Genomic DNA, 24,444 nt, shown 5'->3' on the forward strand with positions numbered 1-24,444 from the left:
TTGTTCTCAAGAGAGGAATTCGTATGACCAACCAGGAGCTGGCGAAGGTCGCCAATGAGGTCAGGAAGGGTGTCGTGACTGCGGTTCACGCGGCCAAGTCGGGACACCCGGGTGGATCGCTCGGTGCTGCCGACATCATGACGTATCTGTACTTTGAGGAAATGAATATCGATCCTGCCGACCCTCACAAGGCCGATCGCGATCGCTTTGTGCTCTCCAAGGGTCACGCGGCGCCGGGCCTGTATTCGGTGTTGGCAAATCGCGGCTATTTTCCCGTCGAAGAGCTCGAGACGCTCCGCCATATTGGCAGCCGACTGCAGGGCCATCCCAACATGAACGACGCCCCTGGCATCGATATGTCCACCGGATCGCTCGGTCAGGGCATCTCTGCTGCAGTTGGAATGGCGCTTGCCGCTAAGCACTGGGGCGACGGCTACCGTGTCTACACGTTGCTGGGCGACGGTGAGTGCGAGGAAGGCCAGGTGTGGGAGGCGGCCATGTTCGCCGGCAACCATGCACTCGACAATCTTGTTGCCGTCGTCGACCACAACGGCTTGCAGATTGACGGCACGATCGATGAGGTCAACTCGGCCATGCCGCTCGCTGACAAGTTCCGCGCCTTTAAGTGGCATGTGATCGAGCTCGCCGACGGTAACGACATGGCGCAGATTGCCGCCGCCTTTGCCGAGGCCCGCAAAGTGAGCGACTCGCCCGTGGCCATTATCGCCGAGACGGTGAAGGGCAAGGGCGTCTCCTTTATGGAAAACCAGGTGGGCTGGCACGGCAAGGCACCCAACGATGAACAGTTTGAGCAGGCCATGGCCGAGCTCGCAGCAGCAGGGGAGGAGCTCTAATGGCAGACGTCAAGAAAGTCGCCACGCGCGTTAGCTATGGCGAGGCACTTGTCGAGCTGGGCAATGAGCGCGATGACTTTGTGGTTCTCGATGCCGACCTGGCCGCCGCCACGCAGACCGGTAAGTTTAAGGCTGCGCACCCTGAGCGCTTCTACGACGCCGGCATCGCCGAGAGCAACCTGATGGGTCTTGCCGCCGGCATCGCGACCACGGGCCGCGTTGCTTTTGCGAGCACCTTTGCGATGTTTGCCGCCGGTCGCGCCTACGAGCAGGTCCGCAATTCCATTGGCTACCCGCACCTCAACGTCAAGATTGGCGCTACCCATGCCGGCATTTCGGTGGGCGAGGACGGCGCCACGCACCAGTGCTGCGAGGATATCGCACTCATGCGCACGATTCCGGGTATGACGGTGGTCGTTCCCGCCGACGACGTCGAGGCTCGTGCCTGTGTGCGCGCCGCCTATGAGTTTGAGGGCCCGGTTTACATGCGCTTCGGCCGCCTGGCAACACCGGTCATTAACGATCGCGAGGACTATGAGTTCAAGATTGGTCGCGGCGTGGTCGTGCGCGAGGGGTCCGATGTGACCATCATCGCTTGTGGCCTTATGGTCGCCGAGGCGCTTGAGGCTGCCGAGGCGCTCGCTGCCGATGGCATCGAAGCCGAGGTCATCAATATGCATACGATCAAGCCGCTCGATGAACGCCTGGTTGTAGCCAGCGCCAAGAAGACCGGTCGCGTGGTTACCGCCGAGGAGCATTCGATTATCGGCGGTCTTGGCGAGGCAGTTGCCGGCGTGCTCGCGGAGCAGCATCCAGTGCCGATGCGTCGCGTCGGCGTGCGCGATGTGTACGGTGAATCCGGCCCTGCGGTTGATCTGCTGCACAAGTACGGTTTGGACGCCGGCGGCATCGAAGCTGCGGTCAGGTCCGTGTTGTAAGGAAGGTTTTCATGGGATTTGTATCTGCCAACCAAGTGACGATAGGGTATACCGCCGCCTCGCGCGAGGACGCCCTGCATTATTTGTCCGAGCAGGCAATCGAACTCGGCTTTGCCGATGACGCATCTGCCGTAGAGGCTGCCTTTATTGCTCGCGAGAACGAGGCCGAGACCGGGCTTGTCGCCGGTTTTGCCGTTCCGCATGCCAAGAGCGATGCGATCCATACGCCGGGTGTGGCCGTGCTCAAGCTGTCCGAGCCTGTTGAGTGGCCGAGCTTTGATGGCGTACCCGTCGATGTGGCGCTCGCGCTGTACGTGCCCGCCGGCGAGGCCGGAACCACGCATCTGCGCCTGCTCTCCAAAGCTGCCGTGATGCTGATGGACGCAGGCTTCCGTGACAAAGTGCGTGCGAGCACCGATCCTGTTGAGATTGCGGAGCTCATCAATAGCGGACTCGAAGACTAGAACAGTCATCCCGTTCAATCAATTGATCCTTCTCCAAGGAAAAGGGCCGCGACGCCGTATGGGTGTCACGGCCCTATTTGCGTTTCCCCAGATAAAACCTGCCAAAATAAACCTGTCCCTTATTGACAGGTCAGTTAACGCAGTCCAGGTTGAGCATATGCGAGCGAGCGGGCTCCGGGTGCGGTAAGGTGACGTGAAACAAGCGGGCGCTGACCTTTTGGTCGCGCCCGTGAAGTTGAACGTCAGATTGCCGTGCCCGGAGCCCGCGCAGCGCCGAGCAGTTACGCCGTTTGTAAAACGGCGTAACCTAAAGGTTCATGTTGCCGTGGATGTAGGGGGTGACCTCGGGGGAGATATGGCCGCAGCCCAGCTCGCGCAGCGCGGACTCGATAATGGCGGGCAGCGGGGTCTTGCCCTTGTCGTCGACGGCGGCACCGCCGAGGGTGGCAATCTTGGCAACATCTGCGGGTGCGGCCTCGATATGCATGCAGCCGCCGACCAGGCGTGCGCGTACCTGTGCCAGATCAAGATCGTGCAGGTAATCCTCGCAGGCGCGGATTAAATCGACTTTCTCGCGCGTAAGCTCCTCGCCCGTGGGGACGCGGGTGGCAAGACATGCTCCCGCCGGTAGGTTCCAAACGGGATAGCCCCATGCGCGCAGCAGCTCGCGCTCTTCGTCCTTGGTAAAGCCGACCTCCATAAGGGGTGAGCGTACGCCGAGCTCTTCTGCCGCACGCATGCCGGGGCGGTAGTCACCGCGATCGCTTGCATTGCTGCCATCGATGACGGTGGGAAAGCCGAGCGACTTGGCGTGGTTGACGATGGCGGTAAAGCCGGCGTGCTTGCAGTGGTAGCAGCGATTGGCATCGTTGCAGGCTACTTGGGGGAGCTGCAACTGATCCACCGAAAGATTGAGCACGGGGAGCTTAAAATGCGGCCCCTCATTGGCCTGCCCATCAACGGACTGCTCAAACGAAGCCTGCTCGGGCGTGCCGATGAGCGGCGTGGTGAGATGGACGAGGAGGGTATTGGTAGGCATGATGCGGGCGCATACGGCGGCCAAAAAGCTGCTGTCAACGCCGCCGGAAAACCCGATAGCCACGCGTCCGTATGCCAAAAGCAGCTGTTCGAGCGCCGATAGCTTGTCTTGAAGCTCCTCTGCGGGTGCCGTGGTGTCTAAAATCATGAAACGATCCTTATCGTTGAGTACTCGATCGAAAACTATAATCCTAATGCGTTACTTGTCATAAGACTTCTATCTGTGTACGAAAGTGCAATATGGTATATACGTTATATACAAGTTGCCAAATGCGGTAGAGTTGCAGCAACGTGACAGCGAGAGTCGATGGGGGACCGATATGATCAAGGCTGTTATTTTTGACATGGATGGAACGCTGGTCGATACCGAGCGTTTGGGGATTAAGGCCTGGAAGGCAGGCGCCGCTGAGCTGGGGCTCGCGATTGATGAAGCGCTGATCCATCAGTTTATCGGCCGCACGCTGCCCGATGTTATGGATATCCTCGATAAGCATTATGGCAGCCACGAAACCACCGAGGCGATCTATCGTCGCCACAAGGAGATTCGCGACGAGATGGTCAAGACCGAACTGGAACTTAAGGCCGGCGCCGCCGAGTGCCTAGACGAGCTGCTGGCTGCGGGCTATCACGTTGGTCTAGCGACGTCGTCGCGCCTCGTTACGGCCGAGCGCAACCTTAAGATGGTTGGCCTCTTTGACAAGTTTGAAACGGTAACGTGTGGCGAGGACGTCGTGCACGGCAAGCCCGACCCCGAGATGTATCTGCTCGCCTGCGAGCGCGCGGGCTTTGCTCCCGAGGAATGTGCCGTGGTCGAGGATTCGCGCAACGGCTGCGTCTCGGGCATTACGGCCGGCTGCCATGTCTTTGCCGTCCCCGATATCGTGCCGCTGCCGCAGGACGTGGTGGATGGCTGCGAGGCCGTGCTCGATACGCTGTTCGATCTGGCGGCGGCAATCAAGGCTGTGCGCTAGAAAATTGCGGCGTTAAAACGAGCGATTGCTCACGTTTGCGCTTAAGCAAAAGGGGCCCGGCAATGGTCGGGCCCCTTTTGCTTGAGCGGCGACTTAGCATACTTGCGGGCGTGCTATAGATACGCACCGAGGTTGATGGCCGTGGCGTCGGTCTGGCTGCTTGCCTGGGTGCTGGCGCGTTCCAGCAGGAACGGCCGCACGAGTTCTTGGCGGTTGATGTCCTCGATGGCCGTGACCGCGGTGACGGTGCGCGCGGCAGAGCCGATGTGGACGTGCTTGGTCTTTGCCGGGGCCTTGTTCTCAATTTGCTCCATGAGCAATTGAACGCCCTTGCGGCCAATCTCGTAGCCCGGGGGCGCTACCGTAGTGAGCGGGACCGATCCGCTCCAAGCGAGTGGGTTGCCATCGCAGCCTGCTACGCGTACTTGCCCGGGGACAGAGATGCCCTTGTCGACCAGTGCCGAAACGACGCCCGAGGCCAGCACATCGGTCAGGCCGACGACAAAATCGGGACGTTCGTCCGCGGGGCGCTCGGCGATTTGGGCACCGATGCCGTAGCCGTCGGCAGCGGTATTCCATTCGCCGGCGTCGATGACTTCGATCTTGATATCGGGGTGCAGGGCGAGCGCCTTATGAATGCCAAGGACGCGCAGGGTGAGTTGCATAAATGCTGCTCGGCCGACGACGGCAATATGGTGCGCGCCGCGGGCGATGGCAAGTTCGGCAATGATGCGACCCTGGGCCTCGTTGTCGGCCGCTACGTAGTAGCCGGGCTCGGAGCAATGGATGTCCAGATGGACGATCGGCACGGGCATCTTGGCCATGGCGGGGTGCCAGTCGGGGGACGCCATGGACTGAACCATGACGCCGGACATCTGCGTGCCCATAAAATAGCGCAGGTAATGGTCCTCGAGAATGTCGTCGTTATCGGCGTTGGCGATGAGCAGGTCGTAGCCGTGCTTGCGGGCCTCGTTGTGGGCGCCGCTGGCGATTTGGAGCGAAAAGCCGTGGTCGAGACGGGGGAGCACCAGGCCAAAGGACTTGGTGGCGCCGCCCGCGAGCTGACGGGCGCTTTGGTTGGGCAGGTAGCCAAGGCGATTGATGGTCTCGTCGATGAGCTTGAGGGTCTCGGGGCGCAGCTTTTCGGGGTGGTTGAGCGCGTTGGAGACCGTGCCCAACGAAACTCCGGCCTCGCGCGCGACGTCGCTGATTTTTACCTTTGCCATAGCGGCCCCTTTGATGCGTTTCAAGTACAAGCCAGATTGTAGCATCCCAAACCTACCAAAAAGGGACAGGTTTATTTTGGCAGGTTTTATCTGGGGAAACGCTGTTGCCAACGCGACCACCACGAAGGGGACGGGCACCTTTGTGGTGGTTTGGACCGGCTGGACGTGTGTACATCGGGTGGTATCTAAGTTGAGATACCACTTCTGGTATATCAGCTTGTGCTTGCGTGAGTACAATACTCGAACGTTATACGTCTCAGCGCCCCTTGAGCGTGGACGTCTTGCAGTCACGCGAACGAAGGGATTTATCCTATGTGTGGAATTGTCGGCTACACCGGCTCTGATATTGCAAAGAACATCCTGGTCACAGGCCTTAAGCGCATGGAGTATCGCGGCTATGACTCCTCGGGCGTCGCACTCGAGGTGGGCGAGGGCGCTGCAGCGCACCTCGACGTCATCCGCCGCGTGGGCAAGGTTGCAGGCCTGGAGAGCGAGCTTTCCAATATCGACAGCGACGCTACCTGCGGTATCGGCCACACCCGCTGGGCTACCCACGGCAAGCCTTCCGTCGTTAACGCTCACCCCCACACCAGCTGCGATGGCCGCATCGCCATCGTCCACAACGGCATCATCGAGAACTTCGCCGAGCTGCGCGAGGAGCTGGAGGGCCGCGGCCATCACTTTAAGAGCGAGACCGATACCGAGGTCTTCGCGCATCTGATCGAAGAGGCCTATGCCGAGACGCACGACCTGATGGCCTCCGTGCGCGAGGCCTGCACCCACGTGGTGGGCGCCTATGGCCTGGCTGCCGTGTGCGCCGACGAGCCCGGCGTGATCGCTGTTGCCCGCAAGGATTCCCCGATCGTGGTCGGCGCGGGCGAGACCGGCGCCTATGTCGCCTCCGATGTCATCGCGCTCATCGATGCAACCCGCGACGTGGTAGTGCTCGAGGACGGTCAGTTTGCCAAGCTCGCGCCCGCGGGCGTCGAGTACACCGACGAGGCCGGCAACGTGATCGAGCCCAAGGTCACCCATATCGACTGGGATCTGGACATGGCCGAAAAGGGCGGTTATCCCGACTTTATGCTCAAGGAGATCCACGAGCAGCCGCGCGTCGTGCGTGACACGCTGGTTGGCCGTATGACGCCTGCCGGCGAGCTCGACATCGATGAGCTGGGTCTGTCCCTCGAGGAGCTCAACGACATCGACCGCGTCTACGTGATCGCCTGCGGTACCAGCTATCACGCCGGCCTTATTGCCAAGAACCTTATTGAGGGCTGGTCTCGCATCCCCACCGAGGTCGAGGCGGCCAGCGAGTTTCGCTACCGCAACCCCATCATCACGCCGACGACGCTCGTCGTGGCCGTGTCCCAGTCGGGTGAGACGGCCGACACGCTGGCGGCCATCCGCGATGCGCGCATCAAGGGCGCCAAGGTCTTCGGCATCACCAACGTGGTGGGCAGCCCCGTGGCGCGTGAAAGCGACGGCGTCATCTACACCAAAGCCAACAAGGAGATCGCAGTCGCCTCGACCAAGAGCTTTATCGGCCAGGTTGTGAGCCTGACGCTTTTGGCCCTGCTGCTGGCACAGGTCAAGTACCGCCTGACCACTAAGCAGACGCGCATGATGTTCCGCGAGCTTTCCGACACCGCCGAGCAGATCCAGTGGATTTTGGACACGCAGACCGATGCCGTGCACGAGGCCGCCCTGCTGTGCAAGGACGCACAGTCGGCACTGTTCGTCGGCCGCGGTATGGGCGCTGCTATTTCCTACGAGGGTGCGCTCAAGCTCAAGGAGGTCAGCTATCTGCATGCCGAGGCCTACGCTGCCGGCGAGATGAAGCACGGCCCCATCGCTCTGATCGATCCGGGTTTCCCCGTTATCGCCGTGGCCACCAAGAGCGCCACCTATGACAAGACGGTGTCGAACCTTATGGAGTGCAAGGCCCGCGGTGCCAAGGTGATCGTCGTTGCCACCGAGGGCGACGAGGAGATCAACAAGATCGCCGATTGCGTCATCCGCGTGCCTGCCGTCCGCGACGTGTTCAGCCCCATTACGGCGAGCGTCCCGCTGCAGCTGCTCGCCCGTGAGGTGGCAATCCTGCGCGGCTGCGACGTCGACCAGCCCCGAAACCTCGCCAAGAGCGTGACCGTGGAATAACTAATATTCCGCCGTCCTAACGACTAAGGCCCGGCTCCGCATCAAGACGGAGCCGGGCCTTGTTGCATTTGCCCGGATAAAACCTGCCAAAATGAACCTGTCCCTTTTTGGCAGGTTAGCGGAGCTTGCTGGTCTCGAAGTACTCGGGGAACTGGTCCAGAACCTCGGTTTGGTTGCGGAACATCATGTGCAGGTGCTTGCTGACCAAAAAGCTCGCTTCGATGGGGTCGCGACCGGCGATAGCGCGGCGAATCTGCTTGTGCTCGTTCACGATGTCCTGATTGTCGAGAACCTGCGTGGCAGCGCGCAGCCAGCGGAAGCGCTCCAAGTCGGCATTGGTCTCTTCGAGCCACGACCACACGGTGCTGCGACATGCGATGCTAAAAATCATGTGGTGCATGAGGTTGTCGCTCAAAAAGAAGCCGATGCGATCCTCTTCGGCCATGGCCTTTTCCTGCAGCGCGATGGCGCGGTCGAGCTGCTCGATGCCGGCCGACGTGGCGCGCGCACAGCATTCCACGATCACCTGCTTTTCCAGATGTTCGCGGATGTAACAGGCACTCTCGGCAAGGGTGAGGTTGATGGGTGAGACGTAGGTGCCGCTCTGGGGCACGGTGCGCACCAGGCCCTCTTGCGCCAGACGCACCAGTGCCTCGCGCACAGGGGTGCGCCCCATATCCAGGTCGTCGCAAAGTTGCTTGACGCCCAGCTTTTCGCCCGGCTTGTAGTCCAGGTAGACGATTTTGCGTCGAATGGTGTGGTAGGACTGGTCCTGTAGGCTCGTTTCCTGCTCGCCGACGTGCATCGATTCTTCCATAGCGCCTCGCAACTGTTCTATCAAACTCATATGTCAGTTGTTAATTATGCCGCGAATCAGCTCTCCACGGTGGGTAATTCGGCTGTTGCCTGAGAACTATTGCGGCATCTTAGTCTGTGTTTGCGCAAGGCTGCGCTCAATGTTGCCGTATCATAAGCCGTCGAAAACGTGAAATAGAAAGAAGGAATCCCATATGCAACTGGCAAATATCGTACGCGAGCGCTGGAAAGGCGTTTTGTTCTGCCTGATCATCGCCATTCCCGCGACGTTGCTCGGCAAACAAATTGAGGTGGTCGGCGGTCCGGTATTTGCCATCCTCTTTGGCATGGTCCTGGCGCTCGTCTTTCCCAAGAATCGTCGCGAACAGCTCGCCGCCGGCGTTACCTATACGTCCAAAAAAGTCTTGCAGTACGCGGTTATCCTGCTTGGCTTTGGCATGAACCTCTCCCAGATCCTGTCCAAGGGCGCCCAGTCGCTGCCCATTATCGTGGCGACAATCTCGACCTCGCTTGTCATCGCCTTTGTGCTCTGCCGCGTCATGAATGTGCCGGGTAAGATCGCGACGCTTGTGGGTGTGGGTTCGTCGATTTGCGGCGGTTCTGCTATCGCCGCGACCGCACCCGTCATCGATGCCGACGATCGCGAGATTGCCCAGGCCATTTCGGTCATCTTCCTGTTTAACGTTATCGCGGCGCTCGTGTTTCCAACGCTCGGCGGCATGCTCGGGCTGACCAACGAGGGCTTTGGCCTGCTTGCCGGCACCGCCATCAACGACACCTCGTCCGTAACGGCTGCGGCGAGCGCCTGGGACAGCATGCATCCCGGCGCCAATGTGCTCGAGAGCGCCACAGTGGTCAAGCTCACCAGGACGCTGGCCATCATTCCCATCACGCTGGCGCTTGCTTGCTGGCAGATGCATCTGGCGCGCAAGGCCGGCGGCGACGCCAAAAGCACGTTCTCCCTCAAACGCGCGTTTCCCCTGTTTGTGCTGTTCTTTGTGCTGGCGAGCGTGATCACTACGGTGTTTCAGCTTCCCGCGTCCTTTACGGCGCCCATCAAGGAGCTGTCGAAGTTCTTTATTGTGATGGCCATGGCGGCTATTGGTTTTAATACCGATATCGTCGAGCTGGTCAAAAAGGGCGGCAAGCCCATCGCATTGGGCTTTTGCTGCTGGATTGGCATCGCGTGCATGAGTTTGGGAATGCAGCACGTACTGGGAATCTGGTAGAGAAGTAGCTTGTTTGCGTGCTGCGTGCTGCGTGCTGGCGAGCGCAAGCCTGCGGTGGAGCGATAGGAGCTCTTGCGGGTATGGCTTGTCCGCAGGTTTATAAGTCCCGAAGAGCTCTTATCGCCCCGCCAGGATGGCGATGCGGGGCAACACCTATACTCGCAGGACGGCGCTTTCTGCCCTATAGTGTTTGGTGAGCAATATCGTTCAATTTTGAAACACTCGGTCGTGCGACCGTCGGCGGCTGCATGTCGCCGCGGACAGGGGCAAATCATGGATAGCGATGCCAAGCTGAACATCTTGACCGAGGCCCTGGCTGCTGCCGGGGCCTCGGCATTGGCAATCGATGCGCGTGGGGACGTCGCGATCTCGACCATGAATGACGCGGCTCTTGAGCGGGATGTGGCGGCTTTTGTTGCCGAGCGCCTCGACCGTATAGGAGACGGCGCGCGTCTGGTTATGGGGCGTGCGGGTACGCGCCTGAGCCTGACCGTTCGCCCCACCGACAAAGAGGGCGGGGGCCTTTGGGTCGTCGTGGTCCGCGAGGTGCGCGGCGCCGCGGCGCATGCGGGCATCGAGTGGCTCAACGCCGACGAAGTTGAGGCCCGCTATGAATCGAGCGCGTACGGCATCGTTGAGGGTGCCGCTGCGGTAGCTGCACCGGTTTCCGAGAGCTATGTGCGCGGCGTGCCCCTTATGCTCGAGGGCGAATTGGGCGCGGGGCAGGCCGAGATTGCCAAGCGCCTCTACTTGGACGGCCCGTTTGTCGACCAGCCCTTTGTTTCCATTGCGCTCGATGAGCTCGCGGATCGTGGCTGGCGCCATGTGCTCAAAAGCTCCGAATCGCCGTTGTTCCAAACGGGGCTGACCCTTTGCATTGAGGGCTGGAACGCGGTTGGTCCCCAGCGCCTCCGCGAGCTCGTTTCCACGATGTCCGACACCGCGTTGGCGACGCGCTGCCACGTGGTGCTGACAGCAAATGATATGCCGGGCGGTAGTGAAAGCGATCAGGCTGCCTTTGTGTCCGATCGTTTTGCCTGCGCGGTGAGCGTGGCGCCGGCGATTGCCGAGCAGGGCGGCACATCGACAAAGGTCGCGCGCTATCTGGAGTATCTCGCTGATGCGTTTGGAACGGCAGCGCCCACGCTGTCCGCCGCGGCGGCGAAGATGCTCGATGCTTACCGCTGGCCGCGCAACTATCTGCAGCTTCGCGAGGTCTCGGAACGACTCTATATATTGGTGGGGGCAGGCGTGGTCGAACGTGCCGCGGCGGAGGAAGTGCTCGCCCAAGAGGACGTGATCAAAACCGCGACCTTTGGCGCTCCGACGCTCGACAGCGATCTGTATATCCTGCGACCCCTGGCCGATACCGAACGAGATGTCGCACGGCTGGTCGTAGACCATCTCCACGGCAACCGAACCCGTGCGGCGGAGGTGCTGGGCATAAGCCGTACAACGCTGTGGCGCTTGCTGAAGGACGGTGACCGTTGAGCGAGGCGCCCGTGACCGCGCGCGATGCGTGTGCTACAGTCCAAAGCGTTATTGTTTCGATTTGGTTACGGCGTGCGGGGGCGTATGGCTGAGACTACAAAACCGAGCCGCAGAAGGCAGAGTGCCGCGCCGGTCAACCGACGCACAACATCGGTGACGTGGGGCAAGCATGCCTCTGGGTTCGATGGCTCATTTAAGCGTACGAAATATGGTTATCCTTCGGCAAGCGCCCGCTTGGCCATGCAGGCCGAGTCGTCGCTGTGGGGCCGTAAGCGCGTGGTGGGCTCCAAGCTCAAACACGACGGCACGCTCGGCTACATCAGCCGCGGGGCGGCCCGCCGCAGCGGGCTCAATCCGGCTGGCTGGCATCGTTATGTTCCGATCGCGGTCGTCGTTGCAGCGATTGTCATCGCGCTCGCTGCGCTCGGCTACGCCGGTGGCGGCGCCAACTTGGACGCAGTGTTTAAATCGCCCGAGCTCGCGCATGCAGGTGCAGAAGTTGTCGAGGGCGCACAGACCCAGACGGGCGTCGCGCCCCAGCGCGGTATCGTCGCGGCGGCCTCCACCATCGCCGATGCTCAAAAGGACGAAGACAAGCAAGGCGACGACGCCGAAACGGCCCAGACGAACGAAACGACGACAACTCCATCGGCGGGATAAGTTGCGAGTGGGGCAGCTAATTTGGGACGGGGCCTTTCAGCTGCCCAAGTGCCGAATGCCAACAGTAACTCATCCGATGTCAGTCGCCAGCAGCGAGCGGCCGCCGTTCGGTAGAACGGCGGAACTGTCTACTTCACGTACACCACGTTGTCGCGGCGCGGCTTTGCCTCGGGTAGCGTGTCCTCGGCATAGCCCAGAATGCAGTGACCGACACCGCGCAGACTGCCGTCGGCGGGCAGGCCCCAGCTGGCCAACAGCTCCAGGCCCTCGGGCGAGTCAAAGACCTCATGCGCGCGGTGAATCCAGCACGAATCGACACCCAGTGCATAGGCGGCGTTGAGCAGGTTGCCCATGGCGAGCGAGCCGTCTTCCAGATGTGTGGGCACGCTGCGGTCAACCAGCACCACCACAACGGTCTTGGCGCCATAGAAGGGGTCGCTGTTGCTGCCCATGACCTGGGCGTTGAGCTGCGAGAGACGCTCGACGGTCGCGGGGTCGGTGACGGCGACAAACGTCACCGGCTGGCGGCCCATGCCGCTCGGTGCATATTGGCCGGCTTCGATAATACGTGCAAGCTTTTCGGCCTCGACGGGACGATTGCTGTAGTTGCGGCAGCTGCGGCGGTGAATGAGTGCTTCGATAGTCTCCATGGTGTCTCCTTGCGGTGGCGTTGCAGATGCCCCGTTCATACCCGTCGGGCTTAAACGATAGACGGTCAATTGCCCGGCCAAAAGGATAGATTCCAATTGGGAAAGTAGGTTTGCATAAAAGTACCTTCAGAATGTGACAAACAAATGGGATGGTTAAACGTTTTATCCCGTCTACCCTGCGGTTTTTTACCACTTGCCTAAATGACGAACGCATAACCTCTGATAAAGGTTTTACTAAAGGAGTGCCAACGTTTATCAATGCGCCGTGGTGGCGCCGGGCCAGGAGGTAACATCATGTTCCAGGCTGGAGATGTCGTCGAGACCGACTTCGAAGGATTTCTGAAGCTGCTGCGTTCCAAGACGCGCGCTTTCGTGTCGATCAACGATCACGAGTACTACATCACGCACACCGATGGCTATTGGCGTGTTCAGGATTGCGAGGCCCTCAACGACAAGGGCCACTTTACTGACTGCTCCGAGCTGGTCAACACGGTCTGCGAGGTCGTCGAGCTGCCGTGGATTGCCGGCAAGAGCCTGCATGACAGCTTCTCGGGCGCTACGGTCTATGAGGCCGTCGCCGCTTAACAGGCAATAAAACTCGATTTTCACGTGACCGCTGGCGCCGCCCCCGCGCCGGTGGTCTTTTTCTGCCGATAGGCCATAAAAGTGCACGCATTTGCGGAGAGCCTGTTGACGATAGTCAAAACTCGGACTAATCTAGAGACACAAAATTGGTCAAAAATCGGACAATGAATGGTGGGATAGATGAATAGTGCGGTTGCGCTGGTCGACTTCGACCGGTTGCTCAATGGACTCGACCATATCTATTCGGAGTTCTCGCGCGCCTGCGGCCTTTCGGACTGCGCTTACTGGATGCTCGTCGATACCAGCACGGCGGGCGGCAGTATTGCCGTAAGCCGTCTGACAAGCGAATGGTTCTACAGCAAGCAGACCATCAACTCGGCAATTAAAACCTTGACGGCGCGGGGCTTCGCAACGTTGGAGTTTGCCGAAGGCAGCCGTAAGAACAAGGTTGTGAGCCTGACCGAAGAGGGCAGGCGATTTGCCGAGCGGCGTTATGCGCTGCCGGCACTCAAGGCCGAGCAGCGAGCCTTTGGCGCGCTTGAGCCGTGTGAGCAACGCGAGATTATGCGCTTGATCGGCAAATTCTCTCAGGTGCTCGGCGAGGAGTGCAATGCCTTTAAGCAGCATATCGCTGCCGAGAGCCAAGCCGAGAATCAAGGTGAGGGGGAGTCGTGCGACTGCTAATGAGGTTTTTGAAGCCCTATCGAGGGCTTGTCGCAGTGACGCTGCTGGTGCTGCTGGTGGATAACGTCGGTACGCTGCTGGTTCCCACGATGCTGGCGAACATGGTCAACACCGGTATTACCACGGGCGATGTCGACTACATTTTACGCAACGGCCTATACATGTTTATCGCGACCAGCATGTCTAGCGGCGGCACGGTGCTGGGCTGCTATCTTTCGGCGCGCCTGGCCGCCAACGTGGCTTGCGATATCCGCAATGCCGTGTACGACAAATCGCTCGAGCTCGCGGCCAGCGATTTTGAGCGCTTTGGCACCGGATCGATGATCACGCGCTCGCTCAACGACATCAACGTGATTCAGCAGGCGATTCTGCAGACGATTCAGCTGGTGCTGCCCGTGCCGTTTTTGGCTGTGGCGGGCATCATCTTTGCCTGGTTTATCGATCCTGCCATGGGCACGCTTCTGGGCGTAGTCGTTGCGATTGTGCTGGTGGCGGCGGTCTTTACGGTTGCCAACGCGGCTCCGATCTTTATGCGCTTGCAGAGCTTTATCGACCGCATGAACGTGGTGCTGCGCGAAAACATCGTGGGCGTGCGCGTCATCCGTGCGTTTAACAAGGAGCGCCACGAGGAACGGCGTCTGGACGAGGTGTTTAGCGAATACGCCGCCAACGCCATCAAAGTCAACCACCTGTTTGTGGGCCTCGACAGCTCAAGCTTCTTTTTGATGAACATCGCCGAGGTGGCGGTGCTGTGGGTGGGCGGCAACCGCGTAGGCGCCCACGCCATGCAGATTGCGAGTATCTCGGCGGTGCTGGAGTATGCAATTCTGATCCTGTTCTTTGTGATGATGGCCCAGATGGTGGTGCTGACGCTTCCGCGTGCTGCCGCGTGCCTGAACCGTGCGCAGCAGGTGCTGGAGATTGAGCCGAGCATCGTCGATGGCGGGCGTACGCTTGATGCGGCCGCGTCCGACTCAAAGGACGGGGCCGATGTGGTCGCCGTGTTCGATCATATGTCGTTTCGCTTTGACGACGCCGACGAGGACACCCTGTGCGACCTGAGCTTTGCCTGCCGTCGCGGTCAGACGACTGCGATCGTTGGCTCGACAGGCTCGGGCAAATCGACGGTGGCAAAGCTTCTGCTGCGCTTCCACGATGCCACCAAGGGCTCCATTCGCCTGAATGGTGTGGACCTGCGCGAGCTTACGCAAGACGAAATCCGCGGGCGCATTGCCTATGTGCCGCAGAAGGCGTGGCTGTTCTCGGGCACGGTGGCGAGCAACCTTCGCTTTGGTAACGAAGGCGCGACCGAGGGCGACATGCTTCACGCGCTTGAGGTTGCCCAGAGCACCTTTGTACTCGACCAACCGCAGGGGCTCGATACCCCGGTGGCGCAGGGCGGTACGAACTTCTCGGGCGGTCAGCGCCAGCGCCTGGCCATCGCCCGTGCGCTCATGAAGCACGCTGATCTGTATATCTTCGACGATAGCTTTTCGGCCCTGGACTTTAAGACCGATGCCGCCCTGCGCCATGCACTGCAGGACGAAACGCGCGATGCCGCGGTGCTCATCATCGCGCAGCGTATCTCGACCATTCTGCATGCCGACCAGATCGTGGTGCTCAAGGATGGCGAGGCCGTGGGCTTGGGCACGCACGACGAGTTGATGGAGACCTGCGAGGTGTATCGCGCCATCGCGGAATCGCAGATGAAGGGAGGTGAGTAGCATGACCGAGGAGCTCAAGAAGCAGGGCGTCGTTGATGACGTCGTAGCAGCAGGGACGGCTGAGGAGACGGCGGTCGCGCCCGGTCTGGACGATGCCGCCAAGGCTGCAGCCGAACGCGAGGCTCGCCGTCAAGCGCTCTACGAGGAAAACGAGCGCGCCGAGGACGAGCGCGCCCGCGCTGAGGCAGAGCGCATGCGCGATGTGGACGACGAGGACGAGGACGAGAAACCCCGTGACACCTGGGCGACGGTACGCCGTCTGTGGAGTGAGGCTGCCGGCGACCATTGGCGCTTCTATATCGTGTTCGCGAGCATTGTGTTCTATGTCATCTTTAACACCGCGGCGCCGGCGTACAGCGCCCGCGTCATCGATGAGTTGTGGGGACATGTAAAGCTGGCGTTTGCCAACGACGCTACCTTCAGCATCACCTGGGAGAACTGCGGCAGGACTATCTTCATCTACTTTATGATCTGGACGGCCGCTACCTCGTTCTACGCGCTCCAGAGCTTTTTGATGTCGAGCGTGGCCGAACGCCTCAACCTGCGTCTGCGTAACCGCATCGCGCAAAAGCTCAACCGTCTGCCGCTTGCCTACTTTGACGCGCATCGTCCCGGCGAGGTCGTTAGCCGCGCGACCAACGACCTGGACAAGATGTCCGAAAGCATGCAGCGCGGACTGCTGCAGCTGCTGGTGTCGATCGGCACCGTGGTGGGCGCCGTGGGCGTGATGTTCGTGTTTAGCGTGCCGCTCACGCTGGTCTTTTTGTTCTTTACGGCGTTGTCGCTGCTGGTGACCAAAGTGGTCTCGCGCCGCACACATGACGTGACCGGCGAGCGCCAGGAGTGGGTGTCCAAGATTACGAGCGCGGTCGAGGAAGGCTACTCGGGACGTCTGGTGATTCGCGCGTTCAATCGCGAGCGTCAGAGCTCTGCCGAAGTGCATGAGGCCTCGAGGGAGCTAGCGCGCGTGAGTACCAAGGCCGACTTTATGATCAATGCCGTCGGCCCTGCGGTGCGCTTTATCGGCCGTTTGGCGCAGATCGTGATCGCGCTGGTTGGCTGCAGCATGCTGGTCGCCGGTCACATGACCGTCGGCGTGTTCCAGGCGTTCTTCCAGTTTATCTACGAGGCGTCCGAACCCATGACGCAACTGTCGTTTACCTTTAACTCGCTGCAGAGCGCGCTGGCGAGTGCGGAGCGTGTGTTCGACCTGCTCGACGAGCCCGAGATGGAGGCCGATCCGCTGCCGGACGAGGCTGTCAAGCTGCCGGGTCGCGTTGAGGGCCGCGTCGCTTTTGAGCACGTGCGCTTTGGTTATTCGCCCGACAAGCCGCTTATGCGCGACGTGTCGTTTACCGCCGAGCCGGGTCAGAAGATTGCGGTGGTGGGAACCACGGGTGCGGGCAAGACCACGCTCATCAACCTGCTCATGCGCTTTTACGAGATTGACGGCGGGCGCATTACGCTCGACGGTGTGGACACGAGCCGCATGGACCGTGGCGAGCTGCGCCAGCAGTTTGGCATGGTGTTGCAGGACGCCTGGTTGTTCGATGGCACCATTGCCGAGAACATTGCCTATGGCTGTCCCGAGGCGACGCGCGAGGAGATCGTGGCAGCCGCACGCGCCGCGCAGGTCGACTTCTTTGTGCGCACCATGCCGCAGGGTTATGACACGCGGGTGGCCAACGATGCCGAGAGCATTAGCCAGGGCCAGCGCCAGCTGCTGACCATTGCGCGCGTGCTGCTCAACAACCCGGCGATTCTCATCCTGGACGAGGCGACCTCAAGCGTGGACACGCGCACCGAGCTTGCTATCGGCCGCGCCATGGACGCGCTCATGCGCGGGCGCACCAGCTTTGTGATCGCGCATCGCCTGTCGACGATTGTGGATGCCGACCTGATCTTGGTCATGGATCATGGCAATATCATCGAGCAGGGTACGCACAAGGAGCTGCTGGCTGCCGAGGGCGTTTATGCCGACCTCTACCTAAGCCAGTTCGCATAAGGTGGCAAAGGGACAGTCCCGCATGTCACATCGAAAAGAAGGCGCGCCGGGAGCGGATTCCCTGGCGCGCCTTTTGTGCTGGCGTTAAAGTTGTCGGTGGCCGTCCGCTTCTAGCGTTCGTCCACAAGTTTGGCGACGAGGGCCTTGAGCTCGGCCACCTCTTGCTCGAGTTCCTTGACGCGGCGGGCGTTCTCGGTGATGCCTTGACGGTTGAGCGCGGACTGCTCGGCGGCGGCGTCAGGCATGTACTCGCGATGCTGCTTGGCGTCGAAGCTCTCCTCGAACACGCGGCAGCCGTTGCGCTTGATGATGCGTCCCGGCACGCCAACGACGGTGCAGTTGTCGGGCACGTCCTTAACGACGACCGAGTTGCCGCCAATCTTGACGTTGTTGCCGATGCGAATGTTGCCGAGCACCTTGGCGCCCGTGCCCACGGTGACGTTGTTGCCCAGGGTGGGGTGGCGCTTGCCGGTCTCGTTGCCGGTGCCGCCGAGCGTGACACCCTGGTAGAGCACGCAGTTGTCGCCCACGATGGTGGTTTCGCCGATGACGACGCCCATGGCGTGGTCGATAAAGAAGTGCTTGCCAATCTGCGCGGCAGGATGAATTTCGACGCCGGTGATGTGGCGGGTGATTTGCGAGAGCACGCGGGCGAGCGAGCGATGACCGTGCTCCCAGAGCCAGTGCTCGGGCACGTGGTTCCACTTGGCGTGCAGGCCAGGATAGGAAAGGAAGATGACCAGACCGTTTTGCGCGGCGGGGTCCTGCGCCTGGACGGTCTTGATGTCCTCGCGAATGGTGTTGATGAAGCTCACCGGCTGCCCTCCCTTAGCGCCATGGCAATGCGATTCAGTAAAGTATAGCGATTCGCTAGGGATTAGGAAGGACAATCTTGGCGGCTTTGCACGACAAGTGTCAGTTATGCAAACTTGCTGGTAATGGAGTCATGCTTTTGTGGGGTTGCGCACGAGGGAGCACCGCAACCGTATACTGGTCAACTTGGACGTATCCGCGCCCACAACTGAGAGGTTTTACTTCATGGGTTTCATCAATTTTATCGCCGAGCTGCTCAAAGACCCGCGCACCGCGATTGCCAGCTGGATCGCCGCCGGCCCACTTATGGCCTACGGCTGCGTGTTCCTCATTATCTTCATTGAGACAGGCGTGGTGTTCTTCCCGTTTCTCCCTGGCGATTCACTACTCTTTGCTTCGGGCTTCTTTGCCCATAACGGTGGCTTTAACATCGTGGCCCTGCTGGCCGTCGCATGGGCTGCTGCCATCCTGGGCGATCAGTGCAACTTTATGATCGGTCACTTCTTTGGCAAAAAGATTATCGCTTCGGGCAAGGTCAAGGCCATGACGCCCGAGCGCATCGAGAAGTCCGAGGCGTTTCTCGATAAATGGGGCCACCTGGCCATCTTCCTGGGCCGCTTCTTCCCGTTTATCCGCACCTTTGTGCCCTTCATCGCCGGCATGGGTGGCATGCACTGGCGCAACTTTGTCATCTTTAACGTACTGGGTGGCATTACCTGGTCGACGCTCTTTACGCTGCTGGGCTACTTCTTTGGCGGTATCCCCTTTGTGCAGGAGCACTTTGAGCTGCTGATCGTCGGCATCGTTGCCGTATCGATCATCCCGACCGTGGTCGGTTTGGTCAAGGCCAAGCTGGGCAAAAAGAACGCCTAACTCGAGCCGGCGCGAATAATAGTGTCGTTGAGGTCCGTCACCGCTTACGGTGGCGGACCTCTTTAGTTTCGGGCAAATGAAAATACTTTACTTAGTTAAAGAAAAGCGTTTTATCAGACGCGTGCGGGGAGTACAATCTCCTGCATGCGAATCGACGTGCCATGGGCTTTGGTGTTGCCCGCGTGTCCCGTCCGGCTCTACGCTCCGGGCGTGCGACGTTGCGACGCGGTCGGCCTCGGTCCTTGCGTGCGAGTTCGCGAGTATGCAACTGTGTATGTAAGGAGCGACATATGACTGTCGAGAAGAAGGATATCGATTGGGGTAGCCTCGGCTTTGGCTACATGAAGACCGACTACAGCTACGAGGCCCATTGGAAGGACGGCGAGTGGGACGAGGGCGGCCTGACCACCGACCACACCCTGCATGTCTCCGAGTGCGGCGGCATCTTCCATTACTGCCAGGAGGTCTTTGAGGGCCTGAAGGCCTACACTGCCGAGGACGGCAGCATCGTCTGCTTCCGCCCCGACATGAACGCCGAGCGCATGTATAACTCCGCCCAGCGCCTCGAGATGCCCCCGTTCCCCAAGGATAAGTTTGTCGAGGCCGTCAAGCAGGTCGTTTCTGCCAACGCCGCATGGGTTCCGCCCTTCGGCTCCGGCGCGACCCTGTACGTGCGTCCGTTTATGATCGGCTCCGGTGACGTGATCGGCGTGGCTCCCGCTCCTGAGTACACGTTCCGCATTCTCGTGACCCCGGTCGGTCCGTACTTTAAGGGTGGCCTCAAGCCCGTCAAGCTGCGCGTTTCCGAGTATGACCGCGCCGCACCGCACGGCACCGGCAACATCAAGGCCGGCCTCAACTACGCCATGTCCCTCAAGCCCACGATGGAGGCTCACCGCGAGGGCTATGCCGAGAACCTGTATCTCGACTCCGAGTCCCGCACCTATGTCGAGGAGACCGGCGGCGCGAACGTCCTGTTCGTGAAGGAGGACGGCATCCTCGTCGTTCCCCAGTCGCACACCGACTCCATCCTGCCCTCCATCACCCGTCGTTCGCTCGTTCAGGTCGCCCAGGACCTGGGCATGACCGTTGACCAGCGTCCCGTCGAGTGGGCCGAGGTCAAGGCCGGCACCTTCGTTGAGTGCGGCCTGTGCGGCACCGCTGCCGTCATCTCCCCGGTTGGCGAGATCGACAACAAGGTCTACGGCGCCGACGAGACCGTGACCTTCCCGGCTGGCTGCACTGAGATCGGCCCTGTGATGAAGAAGCTCCGCGAGACCCTGACTGGTATCCAGTCCGGTGCTGTCGAGGATAAGCACAACTGGGTTTACACCGTCGCGTAATCTGCTTTTACCTGTCCGGGCGGAGAGCAAGTTCCCTCCCGGCGCGTCCTCGGACATGCAAGAAGCCCTCGCTGCGCACTTCGTGCGACGAGGGCTTCTTGCGTCCTGCGGAGTGCGCCGGGAGGGAACTTGCTCCCCGCCCTGCGTGAACTCGGCATTGCCGTACGGGCAATTATTAATCTGAATAAAAGATGGTGCGCGGCCTTTTGGCCGCGCGTTTTTAAGGAAAAGGAGGTCCAAGGCGTGTGCCTTGGACCCCCTTAAAGGAATGATGTGCTGGCGGAAGCTCGGCCGTGCCTATTAGAACTTGACGGTCGGGGCCTGGCGGGCTGCTTCGGCGGCCTCGAAGCCCTGGCGCTCCTTAAACTGAAAGATGCCGGCAAAGATGACAGCCGGGAACGTCTGAATGGCGTTGTTGTAGCTGAGCACGCAATCGTTGTAGCTCTGGCGTGCATAGCTAATCTTGTTCTCGGTATCCTCGAGCGATGCCTGCAGCTGCGTAAAGTTGGTGTTTGCCTTAAGATCGGGATAGGCCTCGGCCACGGCGAAGAGCTGGCGCAACGCACCGGTCAGCACGTTGTCGGCTTCCATCTTGGCCTCGGGCGTGGTGGCCTTGACGGCGGTGTTACGCGCGCTGATCACGGCGGAGAGCGTCTCCTGCTCGTGCTTGGCGTAGCCCTTGACGGTCTCGACCAGGTTGGGGATCAGGTCGTTGCGGCGCTGCAGCTGCGTATCGATGTTCTGCCAGGCGTTATCGATGCGGTTACGCTTGGTGACCATGTTGTTGTAGATGCCGGCGATGGCGCAGACAATCACAATGACAACAACGATGCCGATGATGACGGTAATCATGATGTCTCCGTTTCGAATGGCCGCGGCGGCATGCGCCAGCTGCCGTTGGTATAACGCTACTAGTATACCCGCAACGTTTTGCCGTGCCGAACTTTCCGGCAAGCGTTATGTTTTCGGCGGGGTCGGCACCGGGGCAAAGCGCGCGAGGTACAGGTGTAAGATATGCGACAGATTGACGAGTGTTGTCTTTGCCCTGAGGATGGCGATACCAGTGGACCTTCGCATTAAGAAAACCTACCGCGCCCTGTTCGATGCCTTCACCGAGCTTCTCGAGGAGCATCGTTTTGAGGACCTGACGGTTGCCATGCTGTGCGACCGCGCCATGATTCGCCGCACGACGTTCTACAAGCACTTTCGCGACAAGAACGATTACTTTGCCTTTTATATCGATGAGCTCATGTCGGGCTTGCCGCAAAAACAGCCCGATGAGGCCGGCGCGGTATCTGCCGAGGACGTGCGCGCGCTTCGGCACGCGATTTTGGACGATGCTATGGATTTGATTCTGACGCACGAGCGGCTCATGGATAACATTTTGGCAAGCAGCATGTCGGGCATGTTGACCAACGTTATTTGCGACCGCATTGCTCGCTCCATCCGCGAGCGTGTGATGAACGTGCTTGCCGAGGATGCCCTGGCCCCCGTGTCACTTGAGACGACGTCTGAGTTTGTCGCCGGCGGTATTATTCGACTTTTCACGATATGGTGGGAATCGGGCCACGATCTTGAGCGTCGACCCGAGATAGCCGACGTGGTCGATGCGCTGTTTGAGCGGACCATGACACCGGTGAATCACTAAAGTGGCGGAGAGAGGGGGATTCGAACCCCCGGAACGCTCTCGCGCTCAACGGTTTTCAAGACCGCCGCATTCAACCGCTCTGCCATCTCTCCGTGAGTCGTAATGATAGCATCGTTTTGAATTTGCAACAGGGAAGGCGAACGATGACGATCACCGAAATCGACGAGAAGTTCATGCGCGAGGCGCTGGCGGAGGCGCGCGCCGCCGCGGCGGTGGGCGAGGTGCCCATCGGTGCCATAGTGGTGCGCGACGGCGAGATCGTCGCGAGGGCGCACAATCGGCGCGAGCTCGATCAGGATCCTTCGGCTCATGCAGAGTTCGCGGCCCTGTGCGCTGCCGCTCGGTCGCTCGGTCGCTGGCGCCTTTCCGATTGCACGGTCTACGTGACGCTCGAGCCCTGCTGCATGTGTGCGGGGCTTATGGTCAACGCGCGCGTGGGGCGCTGCGTGTATGGCGCGGCTGATGCCAAGGCGGGCGCGCTGGGATCCCTATACGATTTGAATGCCGACTCGCGCCTGAATCATCGGTTTAACGTGACGGCTGGGGTCCTGGCGGACGAATGCCGCGAGCTGCTGAGTAACTATTTTGGCGGTCTGCGCGGAGCGGGCGGCGCTGATTGCGGTTGTGGGGCCGATCTTGACGCACACGCCGCTCACGCCGCAGCGCTTGCAGGTGCCGGTGAGGATGCTGACACGGCGGTTGACTTTGGTCCTGCGTGCCGCCGACCCCGCCGTGTGCTGTTGGCGATTGACTCCTTTAAGGGCAGCGTGTCGAGCGCGCAGGCGGAGGCGGCGGTTGCCGAAGGCGTGCGCCGCGTTTGGCCCGATGCCGAGGTGCGCGCATTGCCGCTGGCAGATGGTGGCGAGGGAACGCTTGATGCCATCGCCGCATGCGGTGGCGAGCTCTCAACCTGTGATGTCGCAGGCCCCTTGGGCGACCGCGTGTCTGCCCGGATGCTGGTGGACGGCGAGCACGAGTCGGCTGTAATTGAGATGGCCGAGGCGGCCGGCATTGGGTATTCGCCTTGCACGGAGTCGGCGGCGTTGGCGGCCACAACCTATGGCGTGGGCGAGCTTATGCTTCGCGCAGTTCGCACGGGCGCAAGGACACTCTATATTGGCTTGGGCGGCAGCGCCACCAACGACGGTGGCGCCGGCATGCTGCGGGCGCTGGGCGCGCGTGTGGTCGATGATCAGGGCTGCGAGGTCGTCCCCGGTCTTGCCGGCCTTGAGCGGGTGACGAGCGTTGATTTGGCGCCAGCGCTACAGGCTTTGGATGGCGCTCGTATCGTTGTGCTTTCGGATGTCGAGAATCCACTCGTGGGGCGTCGCGGCGCGCTGACAGTGTTTGGTGGGCAGAAGGGTCTGCCGAGAGATGACGCCGAGGCACTTCACAGGTACGATAGTTGGATGGTCGGCTACGGCCGCCTGCTCGATACGGCGATTGCTAGGGCGCGGGTTCAGGGGTTGCTGCGCGTGTCCGAGGGTGCACGGACATTTGGCTCGGTGCTCGGCGTGCCCGGCGCGGGCGCTGCCGGTGGCTTGGGCGCGGCGTTACTGGCGCTCGGTGCGGAGCTGCGCTCGGGCGTGGAGACGGTGCTCGATCTGATTGGCTTTGACGAGCGCGTGCGCGATGTCGATCTGGTCATAACGGGTGAGGGCAATATGGATGAGCAATCCGCCGCTGGAAAGGCGCCGGTTGGTGTGGCTCGCCGCGCCAAGCGATATGGCAAGCCGGTGGTCGCCGTTGTGGGCGGTCGCGCCGTCAACCTGGATGCGGTGTGTGAGCATGGCATCGACTTGGTGCTTCCGATCTGCCGCAAGCCCATGCCCCTCGACCAGGCGCTCAACCCTCAGGAAGCCACAACCAACCTCATCTGCGCCGGCGAAGCAGCCGCCCAATCCTACGACCTCGCTCGCCTCTAGAACTTATTTCCCCGGGAGTCCGGTTTGGCCGAGTAGTCAAAATAGCCCCGTCCCAAACTAGCTACTTTGTGGGATGTGGGGGGATATAGATTGCCGGTCGATTTGTCCTACTGGGGTATGTCGATGGCGCGAATGGTTCGATTTGGTACCTGAGTGGTAATCCGAAGAGAAATTTCGGGTCACCCAAATTGCTACAATTTTAAGTATATAGCGATGCTCCGCCTTGCGTTTCTGCGCGGGGGGGGGCGTATATTTGCATCGATGGGGACGACGACACATATATAATGAGCCGCTGCTTGCCGTCCTCATGGATTGGGGAGGGCCTTCATGAATCGCGTATATGCGAA

General features: G+C 60.6%; 22 protein-coding genes and 1 tRNA gene. 16 read left to right on the top strand and 7 right to left on the bottom strand.

Annotated elements, in window-relative coordinates; translation table 11 throughout:
- Positions 1-23: 23 nt before the first annotated feature.
- Genes I1M21_RS05395 through I1M21_RS05405 form a run of 3 tightly spaced genes read left to right on the top strand, consistent with a single transcriptional unit; the run spans position 24 to position 2,256 of the window.
- Entirely contained in the window at positions 24-854 is an 831-nt protein-coding gene (locus tag I1M21_RS05395) for a transketolase (RefSeq protein WP_117746489.1), read from the top strand.
- On the top strand, positions 854-1,792 hold the full coding sequence (locus I1M21_RS05400) for a transketolase family protein (RefSeq protein WP_195192741.1): 939 nt from the start codon (positions 854-856) through the stop codon (positions 1,790-1,792). The genes I1M21_RS05395 and I1M21_RS05400 overlap by 1 nt, the downstream gene beginning before the upstream one ends.
- A gap of 11 nt (positions 1,793-1,803) precedes the next feature.
- Positions 1,804-2,256, top strand: a complete 453-nt coding sequence (locus tag I1M21_RS05405; protein ID WP_195192742.1) for a PTS sugar transporter subunit IIA — start codon at positions 1,804-1,806, stop codon at positions 2,254-2,256.
- Between the two features lie 307 nt (positions 2,257-2,563).
- On the opposite strand, the gene larE is transcribed toward I1M21_RS05405, so the two are convergent.
- A complete protein-coding gene (gene larE / locus I1M21_RS05410) occupies positions 2,564-3,442 on the bottom strand; it encodes an ATP-dependent sacrificial sulfur transferase LarE (RefSeq protein WP_195192743.1) in 879 nt (292 codons plus the stop codon).
- A gap of 172 nt (positions 3,443-3,614) precedes the next feature.
- Between larE and I1M21_RS05415 the strand changes: the two genes are divergently transcribed.
- A complete protein-coding gene (locus I1M21_RS05415) occupies positions 3,615-4,265 on the top strand; it encodes an HAD family hydrolase (protein WP_195192744.1) in 651 nt (216 codons plus the stop codon).
- 113 nt (positions 4,266-4,378) lie between these two features.
- Here I1M21_RS05415 and I1M21_RS05420 read toward each other — a convergent pair whose 3' ends face one another.
- Positions 4,379-5,491: a LacI family DNA-binding transcriptional regulator gene (locus I1M21_RS05420; RefSeq protein WP_229025628.1), complete on the bottom strand. Its 1,113-nt coding sequence runs from the start codon at positions 5,489-5,491 to the stop codon at positions 4,379-4,381.
- A 312-nt stretch (positions 5,492-5,803) separates the two neighbouring features.
- Here I1M21_RS05420 and glmS point away from each other — a divergent pair, with 312 nt between their 5' ends.
- The gene (gene glmS / locus I1M21_RS05425; RefSeq protein ID WP_195192746.1) at positions 5,804-7,651 is read left to right on the top strand and encodes a glutamine--fructose-6-phosphate transaminase (isomerizing); all 1,848 of its coding nucleotides are present in this window, start codon (positions 5,804-5,806) and stop codon (positions 7,649-7,651) included.
- Positions 7,652-7,766: 115 nt separating this feature from the next.
- Here glmS and I1M21_RS05430 read toward each other — a convergent pair whose 3' ends face one another.
- A complete protein-coding gene (locus I1M21_RS05430; RefSeq protein WP_226790702.1) occupies positions 7,767-8,468 on the bottom strand; it encodes a GntR family transcriptional regulator in 702 nt (233 codons plus the stop codon).
- Between the two features lie 193 nt (positions 8,469-8,661).
- Here I1M21_RS05430 and I1M21_RS05435 point away from each other — a divergent pair, with 193 nt between their 5' ends.
- The 3 genes from I1M21_RS05435 (at position 8,662) to I1M21_RS05445 (ending at position 11,847) form a co-directional block, all read left to right on the top strand.
- The gene (locus I1M21_RS05435; RefSeq protein WP_195192747.1) at positions 8,662-9,696 is read left to right on the top strand and encodes a YeiH family protein; all 1,035 of its coding nucleotides are present in this window, start codon (positions 8,662-8,664) and stop codon (positions 9,694-9,696) included.
- A gap of 273 nt (positions 9,697-9,969) precedes the next feature.
- On the top strand, positions 9,970-11,187 hold the full coding sequence (locus I1M21_RS05440; protein ID WP_195192748.1) for a helix-turn-helix domain-containing protein: 1,218 nt from the start codon (positions 9,970-9,972) through the stop codon (positions 11,185-11,187).
- Positions 11,188-11,271: 84 nt separating this feature from the next.
- Complete coding sequence (locus I1M21_RS05445) at positions 11,272-11,847, top strand: hypothetical protein (protein ID WP_195192749.1); 576 nt, start codon at positions 11,272-11,274, stop codon at positions 11,845-11,847.
- 128 nt (positions 11,848-11,975) lie between these two features.
- Here I1M21_RS05445 and I1M21_RS05450 read toward each other — a convergent pair whose 3' ends face one another.
- Entirely contained in the window at positions 11,976-12,497 is a 522-nt protein-coding gene (locus I1M21_RS05450) for a nitroreductase family protein (protein WP_195192750.1), read from the bottom strand.
- Between the two features lie 294 nt (positions 12,498-12,791).
- Between I1M21_RS05450 and I1M21_RS05455 the strand changes: the two genes are divergently transcribed.
- The 4 genes from I1M21_RS05455 to I1M21_RS05470 all read left to right on the top strand — a co-directional run bounded on the left by I1M21_RS05455 (position 12,792) and on the right by I1M21_RS05470 (position 17,495).
- On the top strand, positions 12,792-13,082 hold the full coding sequence (locus tag I1M21_RS05455; RefSeq protein WP_006235631.1) for a hypothetical protein: 291 nt from the start codon (positions 12,792-12,794) through the stop codon (positions 13,080-13,082).
- Between the two features lie 180 nt (positions 13,083-13,262).
- A complete protein-coding gene (locus tag I1M21_RS05460) occupies positions 13,263-13,766 on the top strand; it encodes a MarR family winged helix-turn-helix transcriptional regulator (protein WP_195192751.1) in 504 nt (167 codons plus the stop codon).
- A complete protein-coding gene (locus tag I1M21_RS05465; protein ID WP_195192752.1) occupies positions 13,766-15,490 on the top strand; it encodes an ABC transporter ATP-binding protein in 1,725 nt (574 codons plus the stop codon). The genes I1M21_RS05460 and I1M21_RS05465 overlap by 1 nt, the downstream gene beginning before the upstream one ends.
- A gap of 1 nt (position 15,491) precedes the next feature.
- Positions 15,492-17,495 (top strand): ABC transporter ATP-binding protein, encoded by a 2,004-nt coding sequence (locus I1M21_RS05470; RefSeq protein ID WP_195192753.1) that lies wholly within the window; start codon positions 15,492-15,494, stop codon positions 17,493-17,495.
- A 110-nt stretch (positions 17,496-17,605) separates the two neighbouring features.
- On the opposite strand, the gene cysE is transcribed toward I1M21_RS05470, so the two are convergent.
- A complete protein-coding gene (cysE, locus tag I1M21_RS05475) occupies positions 17,606-18,310 on the bottom strand; it encodes a serine O-acetyltransferase (protein ID WP_195192754.1) in 705 nt (234 codons plus the stop codon).
- A gap of 223 nt (positions 18,311-18,533) precedes the next feature.
- Here cysE and I1M21_RS05480 point away from each other — a divergent pair, with 223 nt between their 5' ends.
- Positions 18,534-19,181 carry a VTT domain-containing protein gene (locus tag I1M21_RS05480; RefSeq protein ID WP_195192755.1) on the top strand — a complete coding sequence of 216 codons (648 nt, stop codon included), beginning with the start codon at positions 18,534-18,536 and terminating at the stop codon, positions 19,179-19,181.
- Positions 19,182-19,471: 290 nt separating this feature from the next.
- A complete protein-coding gene (locus tag I1M21_RS05485) occupies positions 19,472-20,524 on the top strand; it encodes a branched-chain amino acid aminotransferase (RefSeq protein WP_195192756.1) in 1,053 nt (350 codons plus the stop codon).
- Between the two features lie 300 nt (positions 20,525-20,824).
- Here the strand turns inward: I1M21_RS05485 and I1M21_RS05490 are convergent, their stop codons facing one another.
- Positions 20,825-21,376 carry a LemA family protein gene (locus I1M21_RS05490; protein WP_082421874.1) on the bottom strand — a complete coding sequence of 184 codons (552 nt, stop codon included), beginning with the start codon at positions 21,374-21,376 and terminating at the stop codon, positions 20,825-20,827.
- A 211-nt stretch (positions 21,377-21,587) separates the two neighbouring features.
- On the opposite strand from I1M21_RS05490, the gene I1M21_RS05495 reads away from it, so the two are divergent.
- Positions 21,588-22,172 carry a TetR/AcrR family transcriptional regulator gene (locus I1M21_RS05495; RefSeq protein WP_055286259.1) on the top strand — a complete coding sequence of 195 codons (585 nt, stop codon included), beginning with the start codon at positions 21,588-21,590 and terminating at the stop codon, positions 22,170-22,172.
- Positions 22,173-22,174: 2 nt separating this feature from the next.
- On the opposite strand, the gene I1M21_RS05500 is transcribed toward I1M21_RS05495, so the two are convergent.
- Positions 22,175-22,264: transfer RNA gene (locus I1M21_RS05500), tRNA-Ser, on the bottom strand.
- A 51-nt stretch (positions 22,265-22,315) separates the two neighbouring features.
- Between I1M21_RS05500 and tadA the strand changes: the two genes are divergently transcribed.
- A complete protein-coding gene (tadA, locus tag I1M21_RS05505) occupies positions 22,316-24,097 on the top strand; it encodes a tRNA adenosine(34) deaminase TadA (RefSeq protein WP_195192757.1) in 1,782 nt (593 codons plus the stop codon).
- Positions 24,098-24,444 lie beyond the last annotated feature (347 nt).

The sequence above is a fragment of the Collinsella aerofaciens genome, from assembly GCF_015546965.1.
Taxonomy (GTDB): Bacteria; Actinomycetota; Coriobacteriia; order Coriobacteriales; family Coriobacteriaceae; genus Collinsella; species Collinsella aerofaciens_X.